This window comes from Pseudomonas sp. 05N432, assembly GCF_056396945.1.
This window is the reverse complement of record NZ_JBFTMM010000005.1, coordinates 39432-60866: the sequence shown is the minus strand read 5'-3', so window position 1 is coordinate 60866 and position 21435 is coordinate 39432. Positions and strand designations below refer to the sequence as shown.

At 60.8% G+C, this 21435-nt stretch carries 18 protein-coding genes; 11 read left to right on the top strand and 7 right to left on the bottom strand.

Features of this window, described 5'->3' with window-relative positions:
• Positions 1–85 precede the first annotated feature (85 nt).
• From AC1DHT_RS07085 to AC1DHT_RS07070, 4 genes are all read left to right on the top strand, one after another.
• On the top strand, positions 86–2473 hold the full coding sequence (locus AC1DHT_RS07085) for a 7TM diverse intracellular signaling domain-containing protein (protein WP_427542361.1): 2388 nt from the start codon (positions 86–88) through the stop codon (positions 2471–2473).
• A 74-nt stretch (positions 2474–2547) separates the two neighbouring features.
• Positions 2548–4197, top strand: coding sequence for an acyl-CoA dehydrogenase family protein (locus AC1DHT_RS07080; protein ID WP_427542358.1), 1650 nt, complete (start codon positions 2548–2550; stop codon positions 4195–4197).
• A 191-nt stretch (positions 4198–4388) separates the two neighbouring features.
• Positions 4389–5888 carry an AMP nucleosidase gene (gene amn / locus AC1DHT_RS07075; protein WP_427542355.1) on the top strand — a complete coding sequence of 500 codons (1500 nt, stop codon included), beginning with the start codon at positions 4389–4391 and terminating at the stop codon, positions 5886–5888.
• Positions 5889–5959: 71 nt separating this feature from the next.
• Positions 5960–6601: a pseudouridine synthase gene (locus AC1DHT_RS07070; RefSeq protein WP_427542352.1), complete on the top strand. Its 642-nt coding sequence runs from the start codon at positions 5960–5962 to the stop codon at positions 6599–6601.
• Here AC1DHT_RS07070 and AC1DHT_RS07065 read toward each other — a convergent pair.
• On the bottom strand, positions 6596–6805 hold the full coding sequence (locus AC1DHT_RS07065; protein WP_003228500.1) for a DUF2788 domain-containing protein: 210 nt from the start codon (positions 6803–6805) through the stop codon (positions 6596–6598). The two genes, AC1DHT_RS07070 and AC1DHT_RS07065, sit on opposite strands and share 6 nt — an antisense overlap.
• 216 nt (positions 6806–7021) lie before the next feature.
• The gene (locus tag AC1DHT_RS07060; RefSeq protein ID WP_427542349.1) at positions 7022–7501 is read right to left on the bottom strand and encodes an Lrp/AsnC family transcriptional regulator; all 480 of its coding nucleotides are present in this window, start codon (positions 7499–7501) and stop codon (positions 7022–7024) included.
• A 435-nt stretch (positions 7502–7936) separates the two neighbouring features.
• On the opposite strand from AC1DHT_RS07060, the gene AC1DHT_RS07055 reads away from it, so the two are divergent.
• Complete coding sequence (locus AC1DHT_RS07055) at positions 7937–9085, top strand: DUF6515 family protein (RefSeq protein WP_427542346.1); 1149 nt, start codon at positions 7937–7939, stop codon at positions 9083–9085.
• Here AC1DHT_RS07055 and AC1DHT_RS07050 read toward each other — a convergent pair.
• Positions 9070–9975: a cation diffusion facilitator family transporter gene (locus AC1DHT_RS07050; protein WP_427542343.1), complete on the bottom strand. Its 906-nt coding sequence runs from the start codon at positions 9973–9975 to the stop codon at positions 9070–9072. The two genes, AC1DHT_RS07055 and AC1DHT_RS07050, sit on opposite strands and share 16 nt — an antisense overlap.
• Positions 9976–10003: 28 nt before the next feature.
• Entirely contained in the window at positions 10004–10423 is a 420-nt protein-coding gene (locus AC1DHT_RS07045) for a polyribonucleotide nucleotidyltransferase (protein ID WP_427542340.1), read from the bottom strand.
• 109 nt (positions 10424–10532) lie between these two features.
• Between AC1DHT_RS07045 and hrpB the strand changes: the two genes are divergently transcribed.
• Positions 10533–13067: an ATP-dependent helicase HrpB gene (hrpB, locus tag AC1DHT_RS07040; protein ID WP_477761314.1), complete on the top strand. Its 2535-nt coding sequence runs from the start codon at positions 10533–10535 to the stop codon at positions 13065–13067.
• A gap of 147 nt (positions 13068–13214) precedes the next feature.
• On the opposite strand, the gene AC1DHT_RS07035 is transcribed toward hrpB, so the two are convergent.
• Together AC1DHT_RS07035 and AC1DHT_RS07030 are read right to left on the bottom strand one after the other, a co-directional pair.
• Entirely contained in the window at positions 13215–14294 is a 1080-nt protein-coding gene (locus tag AC1DHT_RS07035; protein WP_427542334.1) for an endonuclease/exonuclease/phosphatase family protein, read from the bottom strand.
• Positions 14295–14367: 73 nt separating this feature from the next.
• Positions 14368–15042, bottom strand: a complete 675-nt coding sequence (locus AC1DHT_RS07030) for a YciC family protein (RefSeq protein ID WP_427542331.1) — start codon at positions 15040–15042, stop codon at positions 14368–14370.
• 177 nt (positions 15043–15219) lie between these two features.
• On the opposite strand from AC1DHT_RS07030, the gene AC1DHT_RS07025 reads away from it, so the two are divergent.
• The 5 genes from AC1DHT_RS07025 (at position 15220) to AC1DHT_RS07005 (ending at position 19828) form a co-directional block, all read left to right on the top strand.
• Positions 15220–15981, top strand: coding sequence for a DUF2076 domain-containing protein (locus tag AC1DHT_RS07025; protein WP_477761313.1), 762 nt, complete (start codon positions 15220–15222; stop codon positions 15979–15981).
• Between the two features lie 138 nt (positions 15982–16119).
• Entirely contained in the window at positions 16120–16599 is a 480-nt protein-coding gene (locus AC1DHT_RS07020) for a LabA-like NYN domain-containing protein (protein ID WP_019691557.1), read from the top strand.
• A 22-nt stretch (positions 16600–16621) separates the two neighbouring features.
• Positions 16622–17233: a 3'-5' exonuclease gene (locus tag AC1DHT_RS07015; RefSeq protein WP_427542325.1), complete on the top strand. Its 612-nt coding sequence runs from the start codon at positions 16622–16624 to the stop codon at positions 17231–17233.
• Between the two features lie 281 nt (positions 17234–17514).
• A complete protein-coding gene (gene yedA, locus AC1DHT_RS07010; protein WP_427542322.1) occupies positions 17515–18441 on the top strand; it encodes a drug/metabolite exporter YedA in 927 nt (308 codons plus the stop codon).
• Between the two features lie 52 nt (positions 18442–18493).
• On the top strand, positions 18494–19828 hold the full coding sequence (locus tag AC1DHT_RS07005; protein WP_427542319.1) for an RNA helicase RhlE1: 1335 nt from the start codon (positions 18494–18496) through the stop codon (positions 19826–19828).
• 121 nt (positions 19829–19949) lie between these two features.
• Here AC1DHT_RS07005 and AC1DHT_RS07000 read toward each other — a convergent pair whose 3' ends face one another.
• The gene (locus AC1DHT_RS07000) at positions 19950–21191 is read right to left on the bottom strand and encodes a TIGR03862 family flavoprotein (RefSeq protein ID WP_427542316.1); all 1242 of its coding nucleotides are present in this window, start codon (positions 21189–21191) and stop codon (positions 19950–19952) included.
• Between the last annotated feature and the right edge of the window lie 244 nt (positions 21192–21435).

Genomic DNA, 21435 nt, shown 5'->3' with positions numbered 1-21435 from the left:
CAATAACAGGTAATGCCGGTTTTACGTCTACTCAAAGGGAATGGGGGGCTTCCTGACACAACCGGACTGGCCACGCTGGGGCTTTATGCGCTATTTGCTGATGTTGCTGTTGAGCTTGCCGATGTTGGCGGTCGCAGCCGATTTTGATGAGCTCACCCAAAGCCTCCCCTTGGGACGAGTCATGCAGGTGTACGAAGATGTCGCCGGCACTGCATCCATCGCCGATGTACGCGCGCAAGCGGCAGCCGGCAACTTCAAGACCCACGACAAAGACACGTTGAACGCCGGTTACTCGCATTCGGTGTTCTGGTTGAAAGTCGATCTGCACTACCGCCCGAAAGCCCCCGACGCTCAACGCCGATGGTTGCTGGAGCTGGCTTATCCGCCGATGGACCATATCGACCTCTATCTGCCGGACAGCACCGGTGAATATCGATTGGTCAGTCGTACCGGCGATACCTTGCCGTTCGCCAGTCGCCAGGTTCGGCAAAACAACTACCTGTTCAAACTGGACTTTGTTCCCGATCAGCGCGAAACGCTGTACCTGCGCCTGCAAAGCGAGGGGTCGATCCAGGCGCCACTGACCCTTTGGTCGAGCACCGCCTATCTGGAAGACCAGCCCTTGCGCCTGTATTTGCTCGGCCTGATTTACGGCGTGCTGCTCGGGATGCTGGTCTACAACCTGTTCATCTACCTGAGCGTGCGTGACACCAGTTACCTTTATTACATCTTTTATATCGGCTCATTCGGCCTCTACCAGCTGTCGGTCAACGGTGCAGCAGTCGAGTATTTCTGGCCGAACAACCCATGGTGGGCCAACGCTGCGACACCGTTCTTCATTGGTTGCGCCGCACTGTTCGGCAGTCAGTTCGCCCGCGGCTTCCTGCAAACGGCCAGTTGCAGTCGCTGGCTCGATCGCTTGCTGTTGGTGTTGATTGCGTGCAGCGCAGTGGTGGTCGGGCTGTCGTTGATGACCAGCTACGCCTTGGCCCTGCGCCTGGCGACGGCGTTGGCGTTGATCTTCACCGTGGTGATTTTCTTCGCCGGGATTTTCGCCTGGTGGCGCGGCTTGCGGGTGGCGCGCTACTTCATCATTGCCTGGTCGGCGTTTCTGCTCGGTGGTGTCGTCAATACATTAATGGTGCTCGGCTATCTGCCCAACGTATTCCTGACCATGTACGCCAGTCAGATCGGCTCGGCGATTGAAGTTGCGCTGCTGTCGCTGGCCCTGGCCGACCGGATCAATGCCATGCGCGAGCAGCAGGCGCAGACGCTGTTTGACGCCGGGCAGAAGCTTGAAGTGTTGAACCAGCAACTGGCCCGCAGTAACCAGCTCAAGGATGAATTTCTCGCGACGCTGACCCACGAACTGCGCACGCCGATGAACGGCGTGATCGGTTCGCTGGAATTGATGCAGACCGTCGACCTCGAACCGGAGCTTGAGCAGTATCAACAAACGGCTGCCGGATCGGCGCGGGACATGATGCGCATGGTCAACGGCATTCTGACCCTGACTGAATTGCAGGCTGGCCGACTCAAGGTGTACCCCGAAGCGTTCAGCTTGCGCGCGATGGTCGAGACCTTGCAGCAGCAGTTCGCTGCCAATGCCGCGAGCAAGGCCTTGGACTTCAAGGTCGATCTGAGTCCCGGGCTTCCTGACCGTCTGCACGGTGACAGCGCCAAGCTGGCGCAAGGTCTGGAGTGCTTGCTGGATAACGCGATCAAGTTCACCCGGGTGGGTGGACTGGCCTTGCGGGTCAGTGGCAAGTTTGCCGAGGAGGGGCGTCTGGCGCTGTCTTTCGCCGTGATCGACACCGGCATCGGCTTCACCGATCTGGGTGAAGCCACGCTGTATCAGCGGTTCTTCCAGCTCGACGGCTCGATGACGCGCGAATACGGTGGGTTGGGTGTCGGCCTGGCGATTTGTCGGCAATTGGTCGAGCTGCTTGGCGGGCGTTTGACCCATCGCTCCGAGCCCGGACGCGGTAGTCGCTTTCAGCTTGATGTCGAGTTCGACGTGGTGAATGTAGTGCAACCGGTTGTCGCTCAATCGCGTCAGGTCCACGGTAGCGTCCGTTTACGCGCACCGCAGGACTGCACGGTGTTGCTGGTCGACGACAACAATATCAATCAGTTGGTGGTGCGCGGCATGTTGCTCAAGCTCGGCTATCGGGTCCGCAGCGCCGACAGCGCAGAGGCTGCGCTGGAGTTTCTGCGTCGCGAACCGTTTGACGCGGTGCTGATCGACTGTCCGTTGCCGCTGCTCGACGGACTGTCGATCGACAGACTGATCCGCGCATTGCCCGGTTATGCCGAGTTGCCGGTGTTGGCGGCGGTGGTCTCGGCACAGGGCCTGGATCTTGAGCAGGGATTGACCGATTACCTCGGCAAACCGGTGAAATTCGAGGAGTTGCAGGCGACGCTCTATCGTCGGGTGCTTTGTCCTAAACAAGGTGAAAGCGCCGACATTTAGGCGGATATGCCACTTTGTTCGGTGGGGAGGCGGTGCTTAACTGAAGGTCTCAGCTGACCCAAGGAGGCCCCGCCATGAACCTGCATCAGTTCGCCGAAACCCACGAAGTCACCAACCAGCCGCCATCGCTGGACGGGGCCAATCTCTATCGCATCGACCTGCCATTGCAAGAGTGGGCGCGGCGTTTCGGGGCGGCTTGGGCTGACGCGCGCATCGATGCGTACGGCGCTTTGGCCGGCGGTCCGTTGATGGAAGCGGGGTTCCTGGCCAACCAGAACAAGCCGGTCTTCAGCAGCCATGATCGCTACGGCCACCGCATCGATCTGGTGGAGTTTCACCCGGCCTACCATGAACTCATGCGCACGGCGGTCGAGCACGGCTTGACCTCCTTGCCCTGGACCGATCCGCAGTCCGGTGCCCATGTTGCCCGCGCGGCCATGAGCTACCTGCACAGCCAGGCCGAAGCCGGCAGTGGCTGTCCGCTGACCATGACCTTCGCCAGTGTCCCTGCATTGCGCCTGCAACCGGACATCGCCAAACAGTGGCTGCCGAAAATTCTCGCCACCGCCTATGACCCGCGCAATGTCGGCATGGCCCACAAGGCCGGCGTCACCATCGGCATGGCAATGACCGAGAAGCAGGGCGGCACCGACGTTCGGGCCAACACCACCAAGGCTTATCCGGTCGGCGTTGCGGGGCCGGGCCAGGCCTATGAGCTGGTGGGGCACAAATGGTTCTGCTCGGCACCGATGTGCGATGCCTTCCTGACCCTGGCGCAAACCGACAAGGGCCTGACCTGTTTCCTGTTGCCACGCCATCGCCCGGATGACACGCGCAACCAGTTCTACATCCAGCGACTGAAAAACAAACTCGGTAATTGCTCCAATGCCTCCAGCGAAGTCGAGTTTCGTGGGGCACTGGCGTGGATGATCGGCGAAGAAGGCCGCGGCGTGCCGACCATCATCGAGATGGTGGCCATGACCCGCTTCGATTGCATGGTCGGCTCCAGCGCCCTGATGCGCCAAGCATTGACCCAGGCCAGCCATCACTGTGCCCACCGGACGGTTGGCGGCAAATTGCTCAGTGAACAACCGTTGATGCAAAACGTGCTCGCCGACCTGGCGCTGGAAAGCGAAGCCGCGCTGGCGTTGAGCCTGCGTATGGGCCGGGCGCTGGATCACCTTGATGACACTCAGGAAGCCAAGTTCGCCCGGCTGGTAACGGCAGTGGGCAAATACTGGATCTGCAAACGTGCGCCGGCCATGATCAACGAAGCCGCCGAATGCATGGGCGGTGCGGGTTACGTCGAAGACAGCATTCTGCCGCGCCTGTACCGTGAGGCGCCGGTGAACTCGACGTGGGAAGGTTCCGGCAACGTTCAATGCCTTGACGTGTTGCGAGCGCTGTCGAAAGAGCCGGGCGTGCTCGATGCGCTGTTCAGCGAACTGGGCGACGGTCATGGCGACAAGCGTCTGGCCGCACACATCAGCCAGTTGCAGGCGGCGTTCAAGGACACCGATGACATTCAGTATCGCGCCCGACAACTGACCGAAGACATCGCGCTGGGCCTGCAAGCCAGGTTGTTGCTCGAAGCGGGCAACGCCGCCGTCAGTGATGCCTTCATCACCAGCCGGTTGGGAACGGCCGGCCGGGTTTACGGCACCTTGCCGCGTGGTCTGGATGTGGAAGCGATTGTGGCGCGTTCCACCCCGCAGGGCTTCTGATCATCATCAACCCCTGTGGGAGCGAGCCTGCTCGCGATAGCGGTGTAACAGCCAACATCAAAGTTGAATGTTAATCCGCTATCGTCGGAGCGCCGCCCGGAGCAGGCTCGCTCCCACAGGGTATTTCAGTGCATCAGCAATGGTGTATAGCCAACACACAATGGTTTCCGTGAAGCGATGTTGCAGGCAAGATGAAGGTCTGCAAGTCAGAACACAGGAAGCTGATCGTGACCGAAGCCTTTATTGTCGTTCAAACCGCCGAACAAGCCGTCGATCGGCTTGCCGCTCTGCACGAGCGGGCCACCACGGCGTTGAGTCAGGCGCTCAAGCGTTATCTCAAGGACCGCATCGAACCCGACGCTGAACAGCGTGCGATGTTTCGTTATCCGGAATTACGCCTGACCTACCTTTGCCAAGGCGAAGTCCCACAGACCACGCGGGCTTACGCCAAGGTCCAGTTACCGGGGACCTACAGCGTCACCGTTACCCATCCGGCGGCTTTCCGTAAGTATTTGCTGGAGCAACTGGTGCCGCTGATGCACGACTTCACCGTGACGGTGGAAGTTGGCGTCAGTGAGCAGAACATCCCGTATCCGTACGTGGTCGAGCAGGGCGATGAGCTGGCTGGCTCCGGCGTCACTGCGGCGGTATTGGCCCGAGTGTTCCCGAGTACCGATTTGTCGGCCGCCACCGATGGTATTGCCGATGGTTTGTACGACTGGGAAAACACCGACCCGCTACCGCTGGCGTTGTTCGATGCAGCGCGGGTGGATTTCTCCCTGCGCCGTCTGGTGCACTACACCGGCAGTGACTGGCGCCATGTGCAGCCGTGGATTTTGCTGACCAACTACCATCGTTATGTCGACCAGTTCATCACCCATGGCCTGGAGCAACTGCGCACCGATCCACGTTTTGTGCGCATGGTTTTGCCGGGCAACGTGATCATCGAAAAGAGCATGGATCACGGCGAAGCATCTGCCATTGCCGCCGGCGTGGTCTGGCACCGTTATCAGATGCCGGCCTATCACCTGCAAGCCTCTGACGGCCACGGTGTCACGCTGGTGAACATTGGCGTGGGCCCGTCCAACGCCAAGAACATCACCGACCACTTGGCCGTGTTGCGCCCGCATTGCTGGCTGATGATCGGTCACTGCGGCGGCCTGCGGCAGTCGCAGACCATCGGTGATTACGTGCTGGCCCACGCTTATATGCGTCGCGACGGGATCCTCGACCGGGTGGTGCCACCGAACATTCCGATTCCGGCCCTGGCCGAAGTGCAGCTGGCCTTGCAGCAAGCGGCAGCCAACGTTACCGGCGAAAAGGGCGATGACCTGAAAAAGCGCCTGCGCACCGGCACCGTATTGACCTACGACGACCGTAACTGGGAATTACGCTGGGCTCAGGAGCGTCCGTTGATCAACCTGTCTCGCGCGGTTGCCGTGGACATGGAAAGCGGCACCATCGCTGCGCAAGGCTATCGTCTGCGCGTGCCGTACGGCACCTTGTTGTGTGTGTCGGACAAGCCGCTGCACAGCGAAATCAAGTTGCCGGGTTCGGCCAACGCCTTCTATGAGCGTGCGGTCAGTCAGCACTTGAAGATCGGTATCGCGGCGGTGGATCTGTTGCGCACCGAACTCAACTCGTTGCATTCGCGCAAACTGCGCAGCTTCGACGAACCGCCGTTCCGCTGATTGTTGTCATGGTCATTTAGCGGTCGGGGCACTAGCATTGGCAGCCCTGACCGTTAGATGTTGTTTTTGCCATGCCGCGTCCTCCTCGTCCCGCTTCCCGCCGCCCCGGCGTGAAACCTGCGCAATCCTCTTCAGCCCCGCGACGTGTTGCCAAAGCGCCACCGGCCGAGCCGAAGCTGATTCTGTTCAACAAACCCTTCGATGTGCTGACGCAGTTCAGCGACGGTGAAGGGCGGGCGACGCTCAAGGACTATATCGAGATTCCCGGGATCTACCCGGCAGGACGGCTGGACCGTGACAGCGAAGGTTTGCTGCTGCTGACCAACGATGGCCAGCTTCAGGCGCGCATCGCTGATCCGAAACACAAGTTGGCCAAGACCTATTGGGTGCAAGTGGAAGGCGAGCCAAGCGCCGAGCAATTGCAACGCTTGCGCGAGGGCGTCGAGTTGAATGACGGCATGACCTTGCCGGCGCAGGCGCGGCAGTTGGAAGAACCTGCACTATGGCCGCGTAACCCGCCTGTGCGCTTTCGCAAAAGCGTGCCGACCAGTTGGCTGGAATTGGTGATTCGTGAAGGGCGCAACCGTCAGGTGCGGCGCATGACTGCTGCAGTTGGCTTGCCGACTCTGCGTCTGGTGCGGGTGCGAATCGGCGACTGGACGATCGAAGGTCTCGATCAGGGGCAGTGGAAAGAAGTGCCGGCGCGCTTATAAGGCGCCGGATTCGATCAGGCCGATCACCACACTCTTGATGATGAACGCCGCCACGCCCAAGCCCAGCACGAAGAACAGGATGAACGAGCCGAAGCGTCCGGCCTTGGATTTTTTCGCCAGATCCCAGACGATGAAACCCATGAAAATGATCAGGATGCTGACCAGGCCGGTCATCATCCACTCTTCAAATACTGCAGGATCCATCGATTATCTCCAGCGCGGGCGGGGCAAAAAGGCTGGGGAAGTATACGCCAATGGATATTGGCGGCGCATTGACGTGCGTCGGTCTGCCGCAGTTGTTCATCGCCTGTGCTGGCCCCATCGCGAGCAGGCTCGCTCCCACATTGGATCTTCAGTGAACACATTATTTGTGAGCGTCCGAGATCTATTGTGGGAGCGAGCCTGCTCGCGATGGCGTACTTAGTTGCGCAAATGGGTCAACGGCAACTCGGTGCTGTTGAGCACCTGGTTCAGCACAAAACTTGAGCGCACGCTGGTCACGCCTTCGATGCGGGTCAGGTGGCCGAGCAGCAGTTTCTGGTAGTGGTCCATGTCCGGCACCACCACCTTGAGTTGATAGTCGGCGTCCATCCCGGTCACCAGGCTGCATTCGAGCACTTGCGGCAAGGTGCGGATGGCGGCTTCGAAGTTCTCGAAGCGCTCGGGCGTGTGCCGGTCCATGCCGATCAACACGTAGGCGGTCAGGCTCAGACCGAGCTTCTTGCGGTCGAGCAGGGCGACCTGGCGGGTGATGTAGCCGTCGTCTTCAAGCTGCTTGACCCGTCGCGAACAAGGCGATGGCGACAGGCCGATGCGTTCGGCGAGCTCCTGATTGGAGATGCGCGCGTCGCGCTGCAATTCCGCCAAAATGCTCAAGTCGTATCGGTCGAGTTTGCTCATGAATCAGGCCTTTATCATAACTATTGCGGTGGATTATCTATCCAAGGTTAAAAATTGCGCAAGTCATGTTTATTTGAGCAATCTTCGCAATCCGCTGCCGCCGCCCCAAGCCTATTCTTATCACCAGAATCACTGCCCGGACAAACAGTCCACAGCGACCCGCCGAATCAGGCCAGTCGCGGCCACCACTCCCACAGGAGCTGAGTTGGCCCCCGGGCTACACACTGTCCAGAAGACGGAGTGAGGTGAGCCGACGTCAAAAGCGTCGAGCACGGACGAAGTTCTCAAAGGGAGGCCGACGGGTCTCCCTTTTTTATTGCCCGCGAAACGCCTTTGATGGCCTGCAAAATAAGTCTCGTGACTGATAACCTGTTGCTGAACCGGCCTGTGCTTTACCAGTCTTACGTATAGGTCACCACCGTAGTGAGGAATAGCATGAAGTCGCGCATCTGGCGTATGGCAGGTGTTGGTGTGTTGTGTGCAAGTGTCAGCGCGCCATTGCTGGCAGAAGGTCAGGGTGGGGAGGAACTCCTTCGTAGACAGCAACAGCAACAGCAGCAACAACAACACAATAATGGTGGTGGTCAGCACGAGCATGGCGGTGAAGGTCATCAGGGAGGTAATCAACCGCGTCCCGAAAACAATCCGCCTCGCGTGGAAAGCATCCAGCAGCACCCGCAAAACAATCAACCTCGCGTCGAGTACAACCCGCCACGTCCCCAAATCAATCAGTCACGTCCGCAGACTGAAATCATTCGCGGCAACAACAGCCGCCAGTTCGAACGCAACGATCAGAATCAGGGAGGCGACTGGCAGAACCGTCAGCGACACGAGCCCAATGGCCAGGTTCAAGTTCGCCCAGCGCCTGTGCCAGCGAACAACCTGCCGATCCAGGGCCGCCCGGACACTGTTCGTCAGACCCAGGAACCACAGCGCGGCTACTATCAGGACGTTCCACGGCGCAACGATTACAACCAGCGTTGGCAGGCCGGTGGTCGCGATGAGCATCGGGATGAGCGTCGCTGGCCGGGACGTCCCGAAGGACATGGCAATGGCTGGGGTGATGGTCCGCGGTATCGGCCAGGTCAGATAATCGACCGCTTCCCGGACCGTCACGACCGTGTGCCGTACCGTGGGCAGGATTATTTCTACTCCGGTGGCTATTGGTATCGCCCGAACGGGCCGCGTTATGTGGTGGTTCAACCGCCTCGCGGGATCCGTGTGCGGTATCTGCCCGATTACGCTCAGGAGGTGTGGATCGGTGGCGCGCTGATGTTTCTGGCAGCAGGCGCGTACTACGCCTACGAGGAGAGCACTCAAGAGTACGTTGTGGTTGAGCCGCCGGTAGGCAACCCGGAACCACAACCCGTCAGCAGTGGTTATGACGTGGTGGCATACCCGATCAATGGGCAGTCGCCCGAGCAGGTCACTCAGGACGGTTACGATTGCTATCGTTGGGCGGTTCAGCAGAGTGGCTTCGATCCACGGACCGTGACCTATCAGCCGGCGCCACAGGTGGTACAGACTTACCGCCAGGCCGAGGGCAATTGCCTTGTCTCACGCGGATATCAGGTCACTTTCTGATTCCGGGTGGCCGTCGCCACTTCCTGCGGGTCGGCGTGCACCAGCACTTCGGCTCGCGGGTAAACGGCGTGAATGGCGTCCGCTGCTTGATCGCTGATGCCGTGTGCGACTGACAGCGTCAGTTCCCCCGGCAACTCCAGATGCAATTGCACGAACCAGTGACTGCCGGAGATCCGCGTGCGCAAGTCGTGTGCGCCGAGTACTCCGGGAACGCTGCACGCCAGTTCGAGCATGTGCTGGCTGACGTCCGGTGGCAGTTCTTCATCCATGAGCACCGCAAAGCTTTCCCGGGCGATTTGTATTGCGCTCCACAGAATGTAGACGGCGATCCCCAGGCCGAACCAGGCATCGACTTGATGCCAGCCAAAACCGGCCAGCACCAACGCGACCAGGATGCTGCCGTTGAGCATCATATCGGAACGGTAATGCAGTGAGTCGGCGCGCACCGCGCTGGAGCCGGTTTCGCGGATCACCCGGTGTTGCAGCATCAGCAGCGCCAGGGTCAGGACCAGGGAAAAGATGATCACGCCGATACTGATCCACGGCGCGCCCACCGGTTCCGGGTGTTTCAGGCGCTCGAATGCCTGATACGCGATCAATACCGCGCTGCCCCCGATGAACAGTGCTTGTGCCATGCCCGACAAGGATTCCGCCTTGCCGTGCCCGTAGCGGTGATCTTCATCGGCCGGGCGCAACGCGTAATGCACCGCCAACAGATTGAGCAACGACGTCACGCCGTCGAGTGCCGAGTCCGTCAGCCCGGCGAGCATGCTCACCGATCCGCTGAGCCACCAGGCAATGGCCTTGGCGACAATAAGTGTGCTCGCCACCGCCACGGAGGCGCGGGTGGCGAGGCGTAACAGGCGAGCGTGTTCCGGGCTGCTGGTCATAGGTGGAGCGTTTCCTCGGTGTTGTGCATCAAGCAGCGGGTTGCAGGCCGAGCAAAGCCAGTTGCTGAACGCTGCCCTTGTGCTGAATCAGGCGCGGATCATCCAGCGGGAAGCTGCGGCCCAGTTCGCTTTCGAGAATGGCCTGCAACTTGTGGTTATCGACCTTGCCATCGGCATCGATGGCCTGGCGGAGTTTCTCCGGCGCCACTTGTGCTGTTTTGCCGGGTTCGAAGTAAATCGCGCCGGTGGTGAAGTCTATGGCGAATGCGATCAGGCCGGGGATGATATAGAACAGCAGGCCCACGGCATCGAGTGCGGCAATCGCCGGGTCGATCTTGCCGTCGATCTGGCCACGGCGATCCGGGTAGAAAATCGAACCGCAAGCGGTCACTTGAGTCAGCAGGGTCGCAACCAGTACACCGCCAATCAGGCGAAATGGAGTACGCATGGTAAATCTCCTGAGCAAACATGAAACGAAACGTCATCGGTATGAATTAGGACCGTGATTAACCTCAAGCAGTTCGCCGTTATACTCGCGCCTCTGCTTTGGAGCCAGCATGATTTCTTTGCCAATTGATGAAGTTTTACCCGCGCTGCGTGACGCCTTGGCGACACGCCACGAAGCCGTGCTCGAAGCACCGCCCGGCGCCGGTAAAACCACCCGCGTGCCGTTGGCGTTGTTGAATGAGCCGTGGCTGGCCGGGCAAACCATACTCATGCTTGAACCGCGTCGGCTGGCCGCGCGGGCGGCGGCCGAACGGCTGGCCAGCGAGCTCGGCGAAAAAGTCGGCGAAACCGTCGGATACCGGATTCGCCTGGACAGCAAGGTTGGGCCGAACACGCGCATCGAAGTCGTCACCGAAGGCATCCTCACTCGCCGCTTGCAGGAGGACCCGGCGCTGGACGGTGTGGGTCTGCTGATCTTCGACGAATACCACGAGCGTAGCCTCGATGCCGACCTCGCGCTGGCCCTGAGCCTGAATGGCCGCGAGTTGTTTCGGGATGAGCAGCCGCTGAAGATCCTGTTGATGTCGGCAACCCTCGAAGGCGAGCGCCTCGCCGGGCTGCTGAATGACGCCCCGATCCTGCGCAGTGAGGGTCGCATGTACCCGGTGACGATGCGTTGGGGGCGACCCTTTCAGCCGGGTGAATTCATCGAGCCGCGAGTGGTGCAGACCATTCTCGACGCGCTGAACGATGAAGCGGGCAGCCTGTTGGTGTTCCTTCCCGGGCAAGCGGAAATCCGTCGTGTGCACCAGCAGCTGGCGGATGCCTTGGGCGAGCGCTCCGAGGTGTTGCTCTGCCCGTTGCATGGCGAGCTTGATCTGGCGGCGCAACGTGCGGCCATCGATCCGGCGCCACCTGGCCAGCGCAAAGTAGTGCTGGCCACCAACATCGCCGAAACCAGTCTGACCATCAACGGCGTGCGAGTGGTCATTGACGCCGGGCTGGCACGAGTGCCGCGTTTCGACCCTGGCAGCGGCATGACCCGCCTCGACACCCAGCGCATCTCCCGCGCCAGCGCCACCCAGCGTGCCGGCCGCGCAGGACGGTTGGAGCCGGGTGTGTGTTATCGGCTCTGGTCGCAGGATCAACACGACCAACTGGCGGCCTACGCCAGCCCGGAAATTCTCTCGGCCGACCTTGCCGGGCTGGCCTTGCAGCTCGGGCGTTGGGGCGTGACGCCTGGGCAACTGGTCTGGCTCGATGTGCCGCCAGCGGCGGCTTATGCACAGGCGCAGGACTTGCTCGAGCGCTTGGGCGCGTTGCAGGGTTCGTCTACTGAAGACTGGAAGCTCACTCGCCACGGTCAAGCCATGGCCGAACTGCCGGCCCATCCGCGTATCGCGCACCTGTTACTGCGTGGGCAGGCGTTGGGGCTGGCGAACATGGCTTGCGACGTCGCGGCATTGCTCGGTGAGCGGGATATTTTGCGCGGTGCCGGTGCGGATCTGCACAGTCGTCTGGTGCTGTTATCCGGCGAAGAACGGGCGGCGCGTGGCGCTCAGGGTGGTGTGCAGCGGGCGCGGCAATTGGCCCGGCAATATCGTGGTTATCTGCGCGGCAAAGCCGAGTCGCCGGTCAGCGATCCGGAGCATCCGCGCTGGCTCGGCGCGTTGTTGGCGCTGGCCTATCCGGACCGCGTCGCCCAGCAGCGCCGCGCCGGTGGTGCGGAGTATCGTCTGGCTAACGGTCGTGCGGCTTTGTTCGCCGAGGCTGACAGCCTGATGAAACAACCCTGGCTGGTGATCGCCGATMTGGGCAGTCGTCAGGGGCAACGTGAAGAGCGGATTTATCTGGCAGCGGATTTTGATCCGGCGCTGTTCGATTCGGTGCTGGCGGAGCAGGTGCGCTGCGTCGATCAGCTCGACTGGGACGAGCGCGAAGGCGTGCTGCGGGCGGAGCGTCAGCGCAAGGTGGGCGAGTTGGTGCTCAGTCGCGAACCGTTGACCGGCCTTGATGAAACCGCGCGCAGCCAGGCGTTGGTCAATCTGGTGCGTCGCAAAGGCCTGGAGCTGTTGCMGTGGACTCCGGAGTTGCGTCAGTGGCAGGCACGAGTGGCATTGTTGCGTCAGCTGGACTTGAGCAAGCAGGGCGAGAGTGAGTGGCCGGACGTCAGTGATGCGGCGTTGCTGGCCAGTCTGGAACACTGGTTGATGCCGTACCTGGGACGGGTTTCGCGGCTCAGCCATTTCGCCAGCCTGGATGTGTCGAGCTTTGTGCATAACCTGCTGCCGTGGCCATTGCCACAGCGCCTCGATGAGCAGGCGCCGCATCATCTGAGCGTGCCCTCCGGTTCATCGATTCGTCTGGATTACAGCGAACATCCCCCGATTCTCGCGGTGCGTTTGCAGGAGCTGTTCGGCCTGGCCGAAACCCCGCGCATTGCCGGTGGCCGGCAGGTGGTCAAGCTGCATTTGCTGTCACCGGCGCGCCGACCGGTGCAGGTCACCCAGGACCTGGCGAACTTCTGGCGTAGCACCTATGCCGAGGTGAAGAAGGACCTCAAGGGACGCTACCCGAAGCATTACTGGCCGGATGACCCGCTGGTGGCCGAGGCCACTGCGCGGGCCAAGCCGCGTAAGCCTTAAGGTCCAATCACATACTCTCAAAATGTTGGAGAACCCCTTGTGGGAGCGAGCCTGCTCGCGATAGCGGCATACCGTTCAACATCACTGTTGACTGACCCACCGCTATCGCGAGCAGGCTCGCTCCCACACTCGATCTTCGTGAGCGGGCTACGGAGCGGGCGGGAGTAGAAACCGTGCAATCACCGGCAGGTGATCGGAGATGCGCAGCGTATCGTCCTGCCGCACTTGCGCTTCGACACGTTTGATCCTCGGGCTGTAGAACAGGTAGTCGACGGTGCGGTCCGGGCCGTTGAGGCCGGGGTCGTTAGGGTAATGGGTCAGCCACTGGTCCCGATCGACACCGCTGGCCTCGTTGTTGGCCGGGATCATCGGGTACTTGTCCCACAACACATGCAGGGCGCTGTCGACGGAGTAGGGCGTGCGCTGCTCGGGCGTGAGGCGTTGATATTGGCCCAGCGGCAACAGGTTGAAGTCGCCACCGATCAGCCACGGCGTGCCGCGACCTTCATACGTGTCGAGTACCTTGGCAACCGCCGTCACCTTCGCCTGCTGGGTCTCATCAGGCTTCACTGCCCGATCGAGGTGAGTGTTGAGCACCGCCATTTGCCCGCCATCGCGCAGTGGCAGGTAACTCGCCAACAGGGCGTTTTTCGGCTGGAACTGACGGCTGATGAAATTGATCGGCGCTTCAGGCAACTGCAGGCGTTCGGCGTGTTCGATCTGGTAGCGGCTCAAGGTCGCCAATTGCCGGCCAACGCTACCGAAAATGTGTGGATCGGGAATGAAGTCGGCCTTCCAGTCGAAGGCATACGTGCTGCAAGGGTAGAGGTCGGCCAGGCGCTCCTGGAGCAATTTGAGCTGGTTCTGATAGCCGCTGGCCTTGGCGTCATCATCCAGTTCCTGCAACAGGACCAGGTCCGGCTGCTCATCGCGGATTACCCGTGCCACTTCATCTAGGCTGAAGGCCATGTCTTCCGGGGTCGGGCTTTCATCAGGGCCTTGAGCCAGGTCATTCCAGAACACATAGCGTTTACCCGCCAGGAACTGGACGTTCCAGGTCATCACCTTCAACGCCTGTCCCGGCACCAGCACAGGCGCGCTGGTGCTGCAACTGACGGGGAGCGTTTCCTTGGCGTCGGGGCGCCAGGTCAGGCTGTAGAGAAAGGAAAACAGCAGGCTGACGAGAATCAGCAGGCCCAGCAGGGTGTAGCGCAGTAGACGGGTCATGGCTCGGCTTATGGCGTTACAAAGTTGGGTCCGAGCATAACCGAGGCGCGCCCGGACCCCAAGGGTAGCGCTGTCAGGCGCTGCCTTCGGTTTTGTCAGGCGCCTCGCTGATCAGCATGAACAGGCGAAACAGCACCACGCTGGTGAACAGTTGCAGAAAGCTGTGGACGCTTTCGATGATCAGCGACAGTGCCGGGTTCTGCGGCTCCGGGTAGATGGCCAGGCTCGCGCCTTTGAGCATCCACAGCGGGCCCATCACGCAGAGAATGCACAGCAGGATGCGCAGGAAATTGCCGCGGGCCAGGCGCATGCTTTCCCGGATGGCCTCCAGTGGCTGCATGTTGCGCAGCACCAGCAGGTATTCGGCAAAGGCGAGCATCACCATCAACCAGATGCCTGGCAGGAAATACAGCGACAACCCCACCAGAATCAGCAAGGTGTTGACCGCCGTCAGCAACGCAAAACGCGGCCACAGGCTGAGCGACGCCGACAACAGGGCCAGGGTGCGCGGTGATTCACCACGGCTGCGGGCATCGAGAAACAGGATCAGCGCAGCGGTGTACAGCGGATACACCAGCAACCCGACAATCACGCTATAGCCGGGAAAGGCGTCTGGCCCCTGGGAGTGGTCGACCAGTTGCTGAAGCAAGGCTTCAAGCACGACCAACGGCAGACACAGCGGCACGATACGGCCCAGGTTGCGCTGGAAGAAATACAGGGAGTCGCGGAGTACGTCTAACGGATTCATCGGTCGCTTTCGCTGGTTACAAAGTATGTCGACACTGTAACCGATGCGACCGGCAGTCGAGCAAACGTAAACGTTCGGTAAAGGCTATTGAAACAATCAGTAACAGCCCCATAACTAGGGGGCACCTTATCCATAAGGGAAAAGGGCCATGATTTTCCGGCAATCTATGAGGTCGCCATGAACAGCGAAGAACAAACCCTGATCGATGGACTGTTTTCACGGCTGCAACAGGCCGAAACGGATTCATCCCCGCGCGATGCCCTGGCCGAAGCGCGGATCAAGGAACATTTGGGTCGCCAGCCTGCAGCGGGCTATTTCATGACTCAGGCGATTCTGGTGCAAGAGGCGGCGATCAAGAGCCTCGACGAGCAAAACAAACAGCTCACCCAGCAAATTCAGCAACTGCAAGCTGAGTTGCAACAAGCCAGGGCCCAGGCCGCGGCACCCGCCCCGAGCAACAGCGGCGGTGGTTTCCTGTCGAGCATCTTCGGCGGCTCCCGTGACCCACAGCCTGCACCGGCCCAGAGCGCTCCAGCGTCGAGCGGCGGCTGGCGTGAACCGGCGCGACCTTCTGCGCCACCGCCACAAAACTATGGTGCCCCACAGCAAAACTTTGGTGCACCACAACAGAACTACGCGGCACCCCAGCAACAGGCGCCGGCAGCCGGCAGCAGCTTCCTCGGCGGGGCCTTGAAAACCGCAGCTGGCGTGGCCGGTGGTGTGATGCTGGCGCAGGGCATCAGCAGCCTGTTCCACAGCAACCAGCAGCAGCCGCAGGAAATCGTTGAAGTCATCAAGRAAGAGCCGGCTCAAGTGAATGACAGCGAGCGCCTGGCCAACAACGACTCCTGGAGCAATAACGATCAGGGTGGGTTTGCAGACGTCGACGACAGCGACGACAGCTCATTCTTCGGTGGTGATGACGATTCCTTCGTCTGATACGCCGTTCGTCCGGGGCCTTGTTGCGTCCCGGACTGATTATTCGCGGAAAATTCCTTCTGGCTGGCATACTGGGCGACTTTTCGGACCTTGGGTCTGATCAATCGCCTGCGCTTGTGCGCGCCATGAGGATTTGCGGTGAAGAAGATCGCGGTGTTCGCCGATGTCCAAAACCTCTATTACACCGTGCGCCAGGCCTACGGTTGTCATTTCAACTACGCCGCCCTCTGGGCTGACGTCAGTCAGCGCGGGCAGATCGTCGAGGCCTATGCCTACGCCATCGATCGCGGCGACAGCAAGCAGCAGCAATTCCAGCAGATCCTGCGCAACCTCGGCTTCATTGTGAAGCTCAAGCCCTACATCCAGCGCAGCGACGGCTCGGCCAAGGGCGACTGGGACGTGGGCATCACCCTCGACATCATGGACGCCGCCGATCACGTCGACGAAGTGGTGCTGGCCTCCGGTGACGGTGATTTCGACATGTTGCTGGAGCGGATCATCGCCAAGCACGGTGTCGAAGCGGTGGCCTATGGCGTGCCGGGGCTCACCGCCAACTCGCTGATTCGCGCGGCCAGCCGTTACGTGCCGATCGAAGGCGCGTTGCTGCTTAAAAACTGATTATTGAACCCAAGGAACAGGTTTGGAACGCATAGCCGTCATCGACTTTGAAACCACCGGAATCTCCCCGAGCAGCAGCTGCCGGGCCACGGAAATTGCCGTGGTGATTCTTGAACAGGGGCGCATTGTCGACCGTTACCAAAGCCTGATGAACGCCGGCGTGCGCATCCCGGCCTTCATCGAGCAATTGACCGGTATCAGCAACGCCATGCTGCGTACTGCACCCTCGGCCGAGCAGGTGATGAATGAGGTCAACGAGTTCGTCGGTATCACGCCTCTGCTGGCCCACAACGCCGCCTTCGACCAGAAGTTCTGGGACTTTGAGCTGGGGCGGATCAAACGCACACGCTTGCAGAATTTTGCCTGTTCGCTGTTACTCGCCCGGCGCCTGATGCCGGCCGCACCGAACCACAAGCTCGGCACCCTCACCACCTTCGCGCAATTGCCCCACACCGGTCAGGCTCACCGGGCAATGGCCGATGCCGAAATGGCTGCCAACCTCACCGCGCATCTGGCGCAGGAGCTGCGGCACAAGCACGGCTTGCGCGAGCTGTCCCATGATCTGCTGTGCAGCTTGCAGAAAGTGCCGGCGGCGAAGATCAACGAACACCTCAAGCGCCATCGGGGGTTCTGACAACACCGCAGGTTCATTGTGGGAGCGGGCTTGCTCGCGAAGACGGCGGCACATCCAGAACAGATGTGGCCGTCAGACCGCTTTCGTCGGAACGCCGCCCGGAGCAAGCCCGTTCCCACATTAGTTTTCTACTTGCCATTCCCCTCCAGTAACCCCAACGGAACGCATTTCTCAAGGGTGCTTTGAAAAGTGTACTGGCCTTATAAACAGGTTTTGTAACTTAAGTTCCGTCTGTCGGCTTTCTAAAATAACGCTCTCCTTGTCCTGCCTTCGAGTGTCCCATGCCAGGCCTACGCCGTTTCCCGTTACCGCTGATCGGTGCCTTTTTTGCGTTGTACGTGATCTGGGGATCGACCTACCTGGTGATACGCATCGGCGTGCAGTACTGGCCGCCGCTGATGCTGGGCGGCATTCGTTTTATTGTTGGCGGGACGCTGATGTATGCCTTTCTGCGCTGGCGTGGTGTGCCTGCACCGACCTGGCCGCAGTGGAAGGCGGCGGGGCTGATCGGGATTTTGTTGCTCAGCTTTGGCAATGGCGCGGTCAGCATGGCCGAGCACACGGGCGTGGCCTCTGGCGTTGCGGCCTTGGCAGTGGCGACGGTGCCGTTGTTTACCTTGCTCTGCGGATATTTCTGGGGCGCGCGTAACACCCGTCTGGAATGGGCGGGGATTGTGCTCGGGCTGATCGGTATCGCCATGCTCAATCTGGGCTCCAATCTGCAATCGAGCCCTTTGGGGGCTGTGCTGCTGATTGGTGCGGCGGCAGCCTGGGCGTTTGGTTCGGTGTGGAGCAAACATTTGCCAATGCCTCAGGGCGCGATGTCCAGTGCGGCGCAAATGCTGGTCGGCGGCGTGGTGTTGTTGATCGGCAGCGCACTGACTGGCGAACAGCTGCAAAGCCTGCCGCCGCTCGAGGGTTGGGTCGCGATGTTGTACCTGGTGGTGTTCGGCTCGATCGTCGCCTTCAACGCCTATATGTACCTGCTGAAAAACGTCCGCCCGGCGGCGGCCACCAGTTATGCCTACGTCAACCCGGCAGTGGCGGTGTTGCTGGGGATCGTTTTTGCCGGAGAAAGCATCGGTATCGAAGAGGCTGTGGCGATGGCCGTGATCATCAGTGCCGTGGTGCTGATCAGTCTGCCGCAGTGGCGACGTGCTCCTGAGCGGCCTGCTGTCCTGGTGCCGACAGAATCCCGTGTGAATTAGGGTAAACTGCGCGCCATTGCACACTCGCGCTGATTTTTCCTACGGTATTCCCATGACTTTCGCCACTCTTGGCCTGATCGAACCCTTGCTGCGCGCCCTTGAGACGCTCGGCTACCAGACCCCGACCCCGGTGCAGACACAGGCCATTCCGGCGGTGCTGGCAGGTCGCGACCTGATGGCTGCGGCCCAGACCGGTACCGGCAAGACCGCCGGTTTCGCCGTGCCGCTGTTACAATTGCTGGCCATGGAAGGGCCGAAAGTCACCAGTAACTCGGTACGTGCACTGATCCTGGTGCCAACCCGCGAACTGGCCGAGCAGGTTCATGAAAGCGTGCGCCAGTATGCTGAGAACCTGCCGCTGAGCACCTACGCGGTGTACGGCGGTGTCAGCATCAACCCGCAAATGATGAAGCTGCGCAAAGGCGTCGACCTGCTGGTCGCCACGCCTGGTCGCCTGCTGGACCTGTTCCGCCAGAACGCGCTGAAGTTCAACCAGTTGCAAACCCTGGTGCTGGACGAAGCCGACCGCATGCTGGATCTGGGTTTCTCCGAAGAACTGGCGAACATTTACAAGGCGCTGCCTAAAAAGCGGCAGACGCTGCTGTTCTCCGCGACCTTCTCCGATGCAATTCGCGAGTTGGCCGGGAAAATGCTCAATGATCCGCTGAGCATCGAAGTCAGCCCGCGCAACGTTGCCGCCAATACGGTCAAGCAATGGGTGGTCACGGTCGACAAGAAGCGCAAGGCCGAGCTGTTCATTCACTTGCTGCGCAAGAATCGCTGGAAGCAGGTGCTGGTGTTTGCCAAGACCCGTAACGGCGTAGACGCGTTGGTGGAAAAACTCCAGGGCCTGAGCGTGAATGCCGACGGTATTCACGGCGACAAACCACAAGCCACCCGCCAGCGCGCACTGGACCGTTTCAAGGCCAGTGAAGTGCAGATTCTGGTCGCTACTGACGTCGCGGCCCGTGGTCTGGATATCGAAGACTTGCCGCTGGTGGTGAACTTCGACCTGCCGATCGTTGCCGAGGACTACATCCACCGTATCGGTCGCACCGGCCGTGCAGGCGCGACCGGTGAGGCGATTTCGCTGGTGTGTGCCGATGAAGTGAATCAGCTGTCGGCCATCGAGATGCTGACGCGAAAGACCTTGCCCCGTCATATGGAGCAGGACTTCGAACCGGAACACCGCGTGCCGGACACCGATGCCAGCGGCCAGGTGGTCAAGAAACCGAAAAAACCGAAGAAACCAAAAGTCTCCGGCGGCGGTAAACGCAACCTCGGCAAGTGGGTGGAAAGCGGTGATGCTTCGGCGCCGGAGCCTTCGATCAAGCCTGTGCGCAAAGTGCCGGTGTTCAATACTGGGCCGCGCAAGCGTAAGCCTTGATTAGACGCTGCGCCTGTTAAACCGTTTTCGTCGGAGCGCCGCCCGGAGCAGGCTCGCTCCCACATTGGAAATGCATTCCCCTGTGGGAGCGAGCCTGCTCGCGAAGGACGCGACCCGGTTTTCAAGCCTTGCGCTGCAACCACTCCACCATCCCCAACCCCGCCGCTCGCCCACTGGCGAAACATGCGGTCAGCAGATAGCCACCCGTTGGCGCTTCCCAATCGAGCATTTCCCCCGCGCAGAACACGCCAGGCAGTTGCTTGAGCATCAGGTTTTCATTCATTGCCTCGAACGTCACGCCACCGGCGCTGCTGATGGCTTCGTCCAATGGGCGGGTGTTGACCAGCGTCAGGGGCAAGGCCTTGATCGCGTTGGCCAGCAAAAGCGGGTCAGCGAAGCATTCGGCCGGCGTCAGTTCGCGTAGTAGTGCAGCCTTGACGCCGTCGAGGCCGAGTTGGCTGTGCAGGTGTTTGGCCATGGAGCGTGATCCACGGGGTTTGCTCAACGCTGTCTGAATTTTATCCACAGGCCTACCGGGCAGCAGGTCGAGGTGAAGGGTTGCCGAGCCGGTTTGATTGATGGTCTCGCGGATCGGCGCCGACAACGCGTAAATCAAACTGCCTTCGATGCCGGTGGCAGTGATTACGCATTCGCCGAGTCGCGGCACATCGTCGTTGAGGCCAATGGCGATATTTTTCAGCGGGGCCCCGGCGAATTTGCTGACCATCAGCTCGCTCCAGGCCTTTACCTCGAAACCGCAATTGCTCGGTTGCAGCGGCGCCAAGGCGACTCCGCGTTGTTCCAGCGGTAGCATCCAGGCGCCATCCGAACCCAAGCGGGACCAACTGCCGCCACCCAGCGCCAGTAACAGCGCATCGGCGCTGATCGCCTTCTCGCCCTCGGGGCTATCGATACGCAGGCTGCCATCGGCGTTCCAGCCCAGCCAGCGGTGGCGGGTGTGGATAACGACGCCGGCATCACGCAGGCGTTTGAGCCAGGCGCGCAGTAGCGGGGCGGCCTTCATGTCGGTCGGAAACACTCGGCCAGAGCTGCCGATAAATGTTTCGATACCCAAACCATGAATCCACTGGCACAAGGCGTCAGCGCCGAATTCGCGCAGTAACGGGGCGATGTGCGGGGCGCGCTCGGCATAGCGTGCCAGAAATGCCGGGTAGGCTTCGGAATGGGTAATGTTCATGCCGCCGACGCCGGCCAGCAGGAATTTGCGACCTACCGAGGGCATGCCGTCGTACAGATCGACCTTGACCCCTGCCTGGCTCAGCACTTCCGCGGCCATCAGGCCGGCAGGGCCGCCGCCGATGATGGCGACGTGGTGAGGGCGTTTGGCGGAGGGCTGGGTCATGGCGTGAGCTGCGGTTCGGCGGAATAGGGCGGGCATTCTATCAGCACAACTTTGAAATACGGTGCAGGACTGCGTCCGTAGCAGCTGCCGAGCCCGCGAGGCTGCGTTCGAGGACGAAGTCCTCGCAAATCCTGAGTATGCGGTTTACCTGAAAGAACGCGTTGTCTGATTCAACGACTGCTTCGCCCGAGCGCGGACCGAGCCGAACGCAGCCTCGCGGGCTCGGCAGCTGCTACAGGACGGT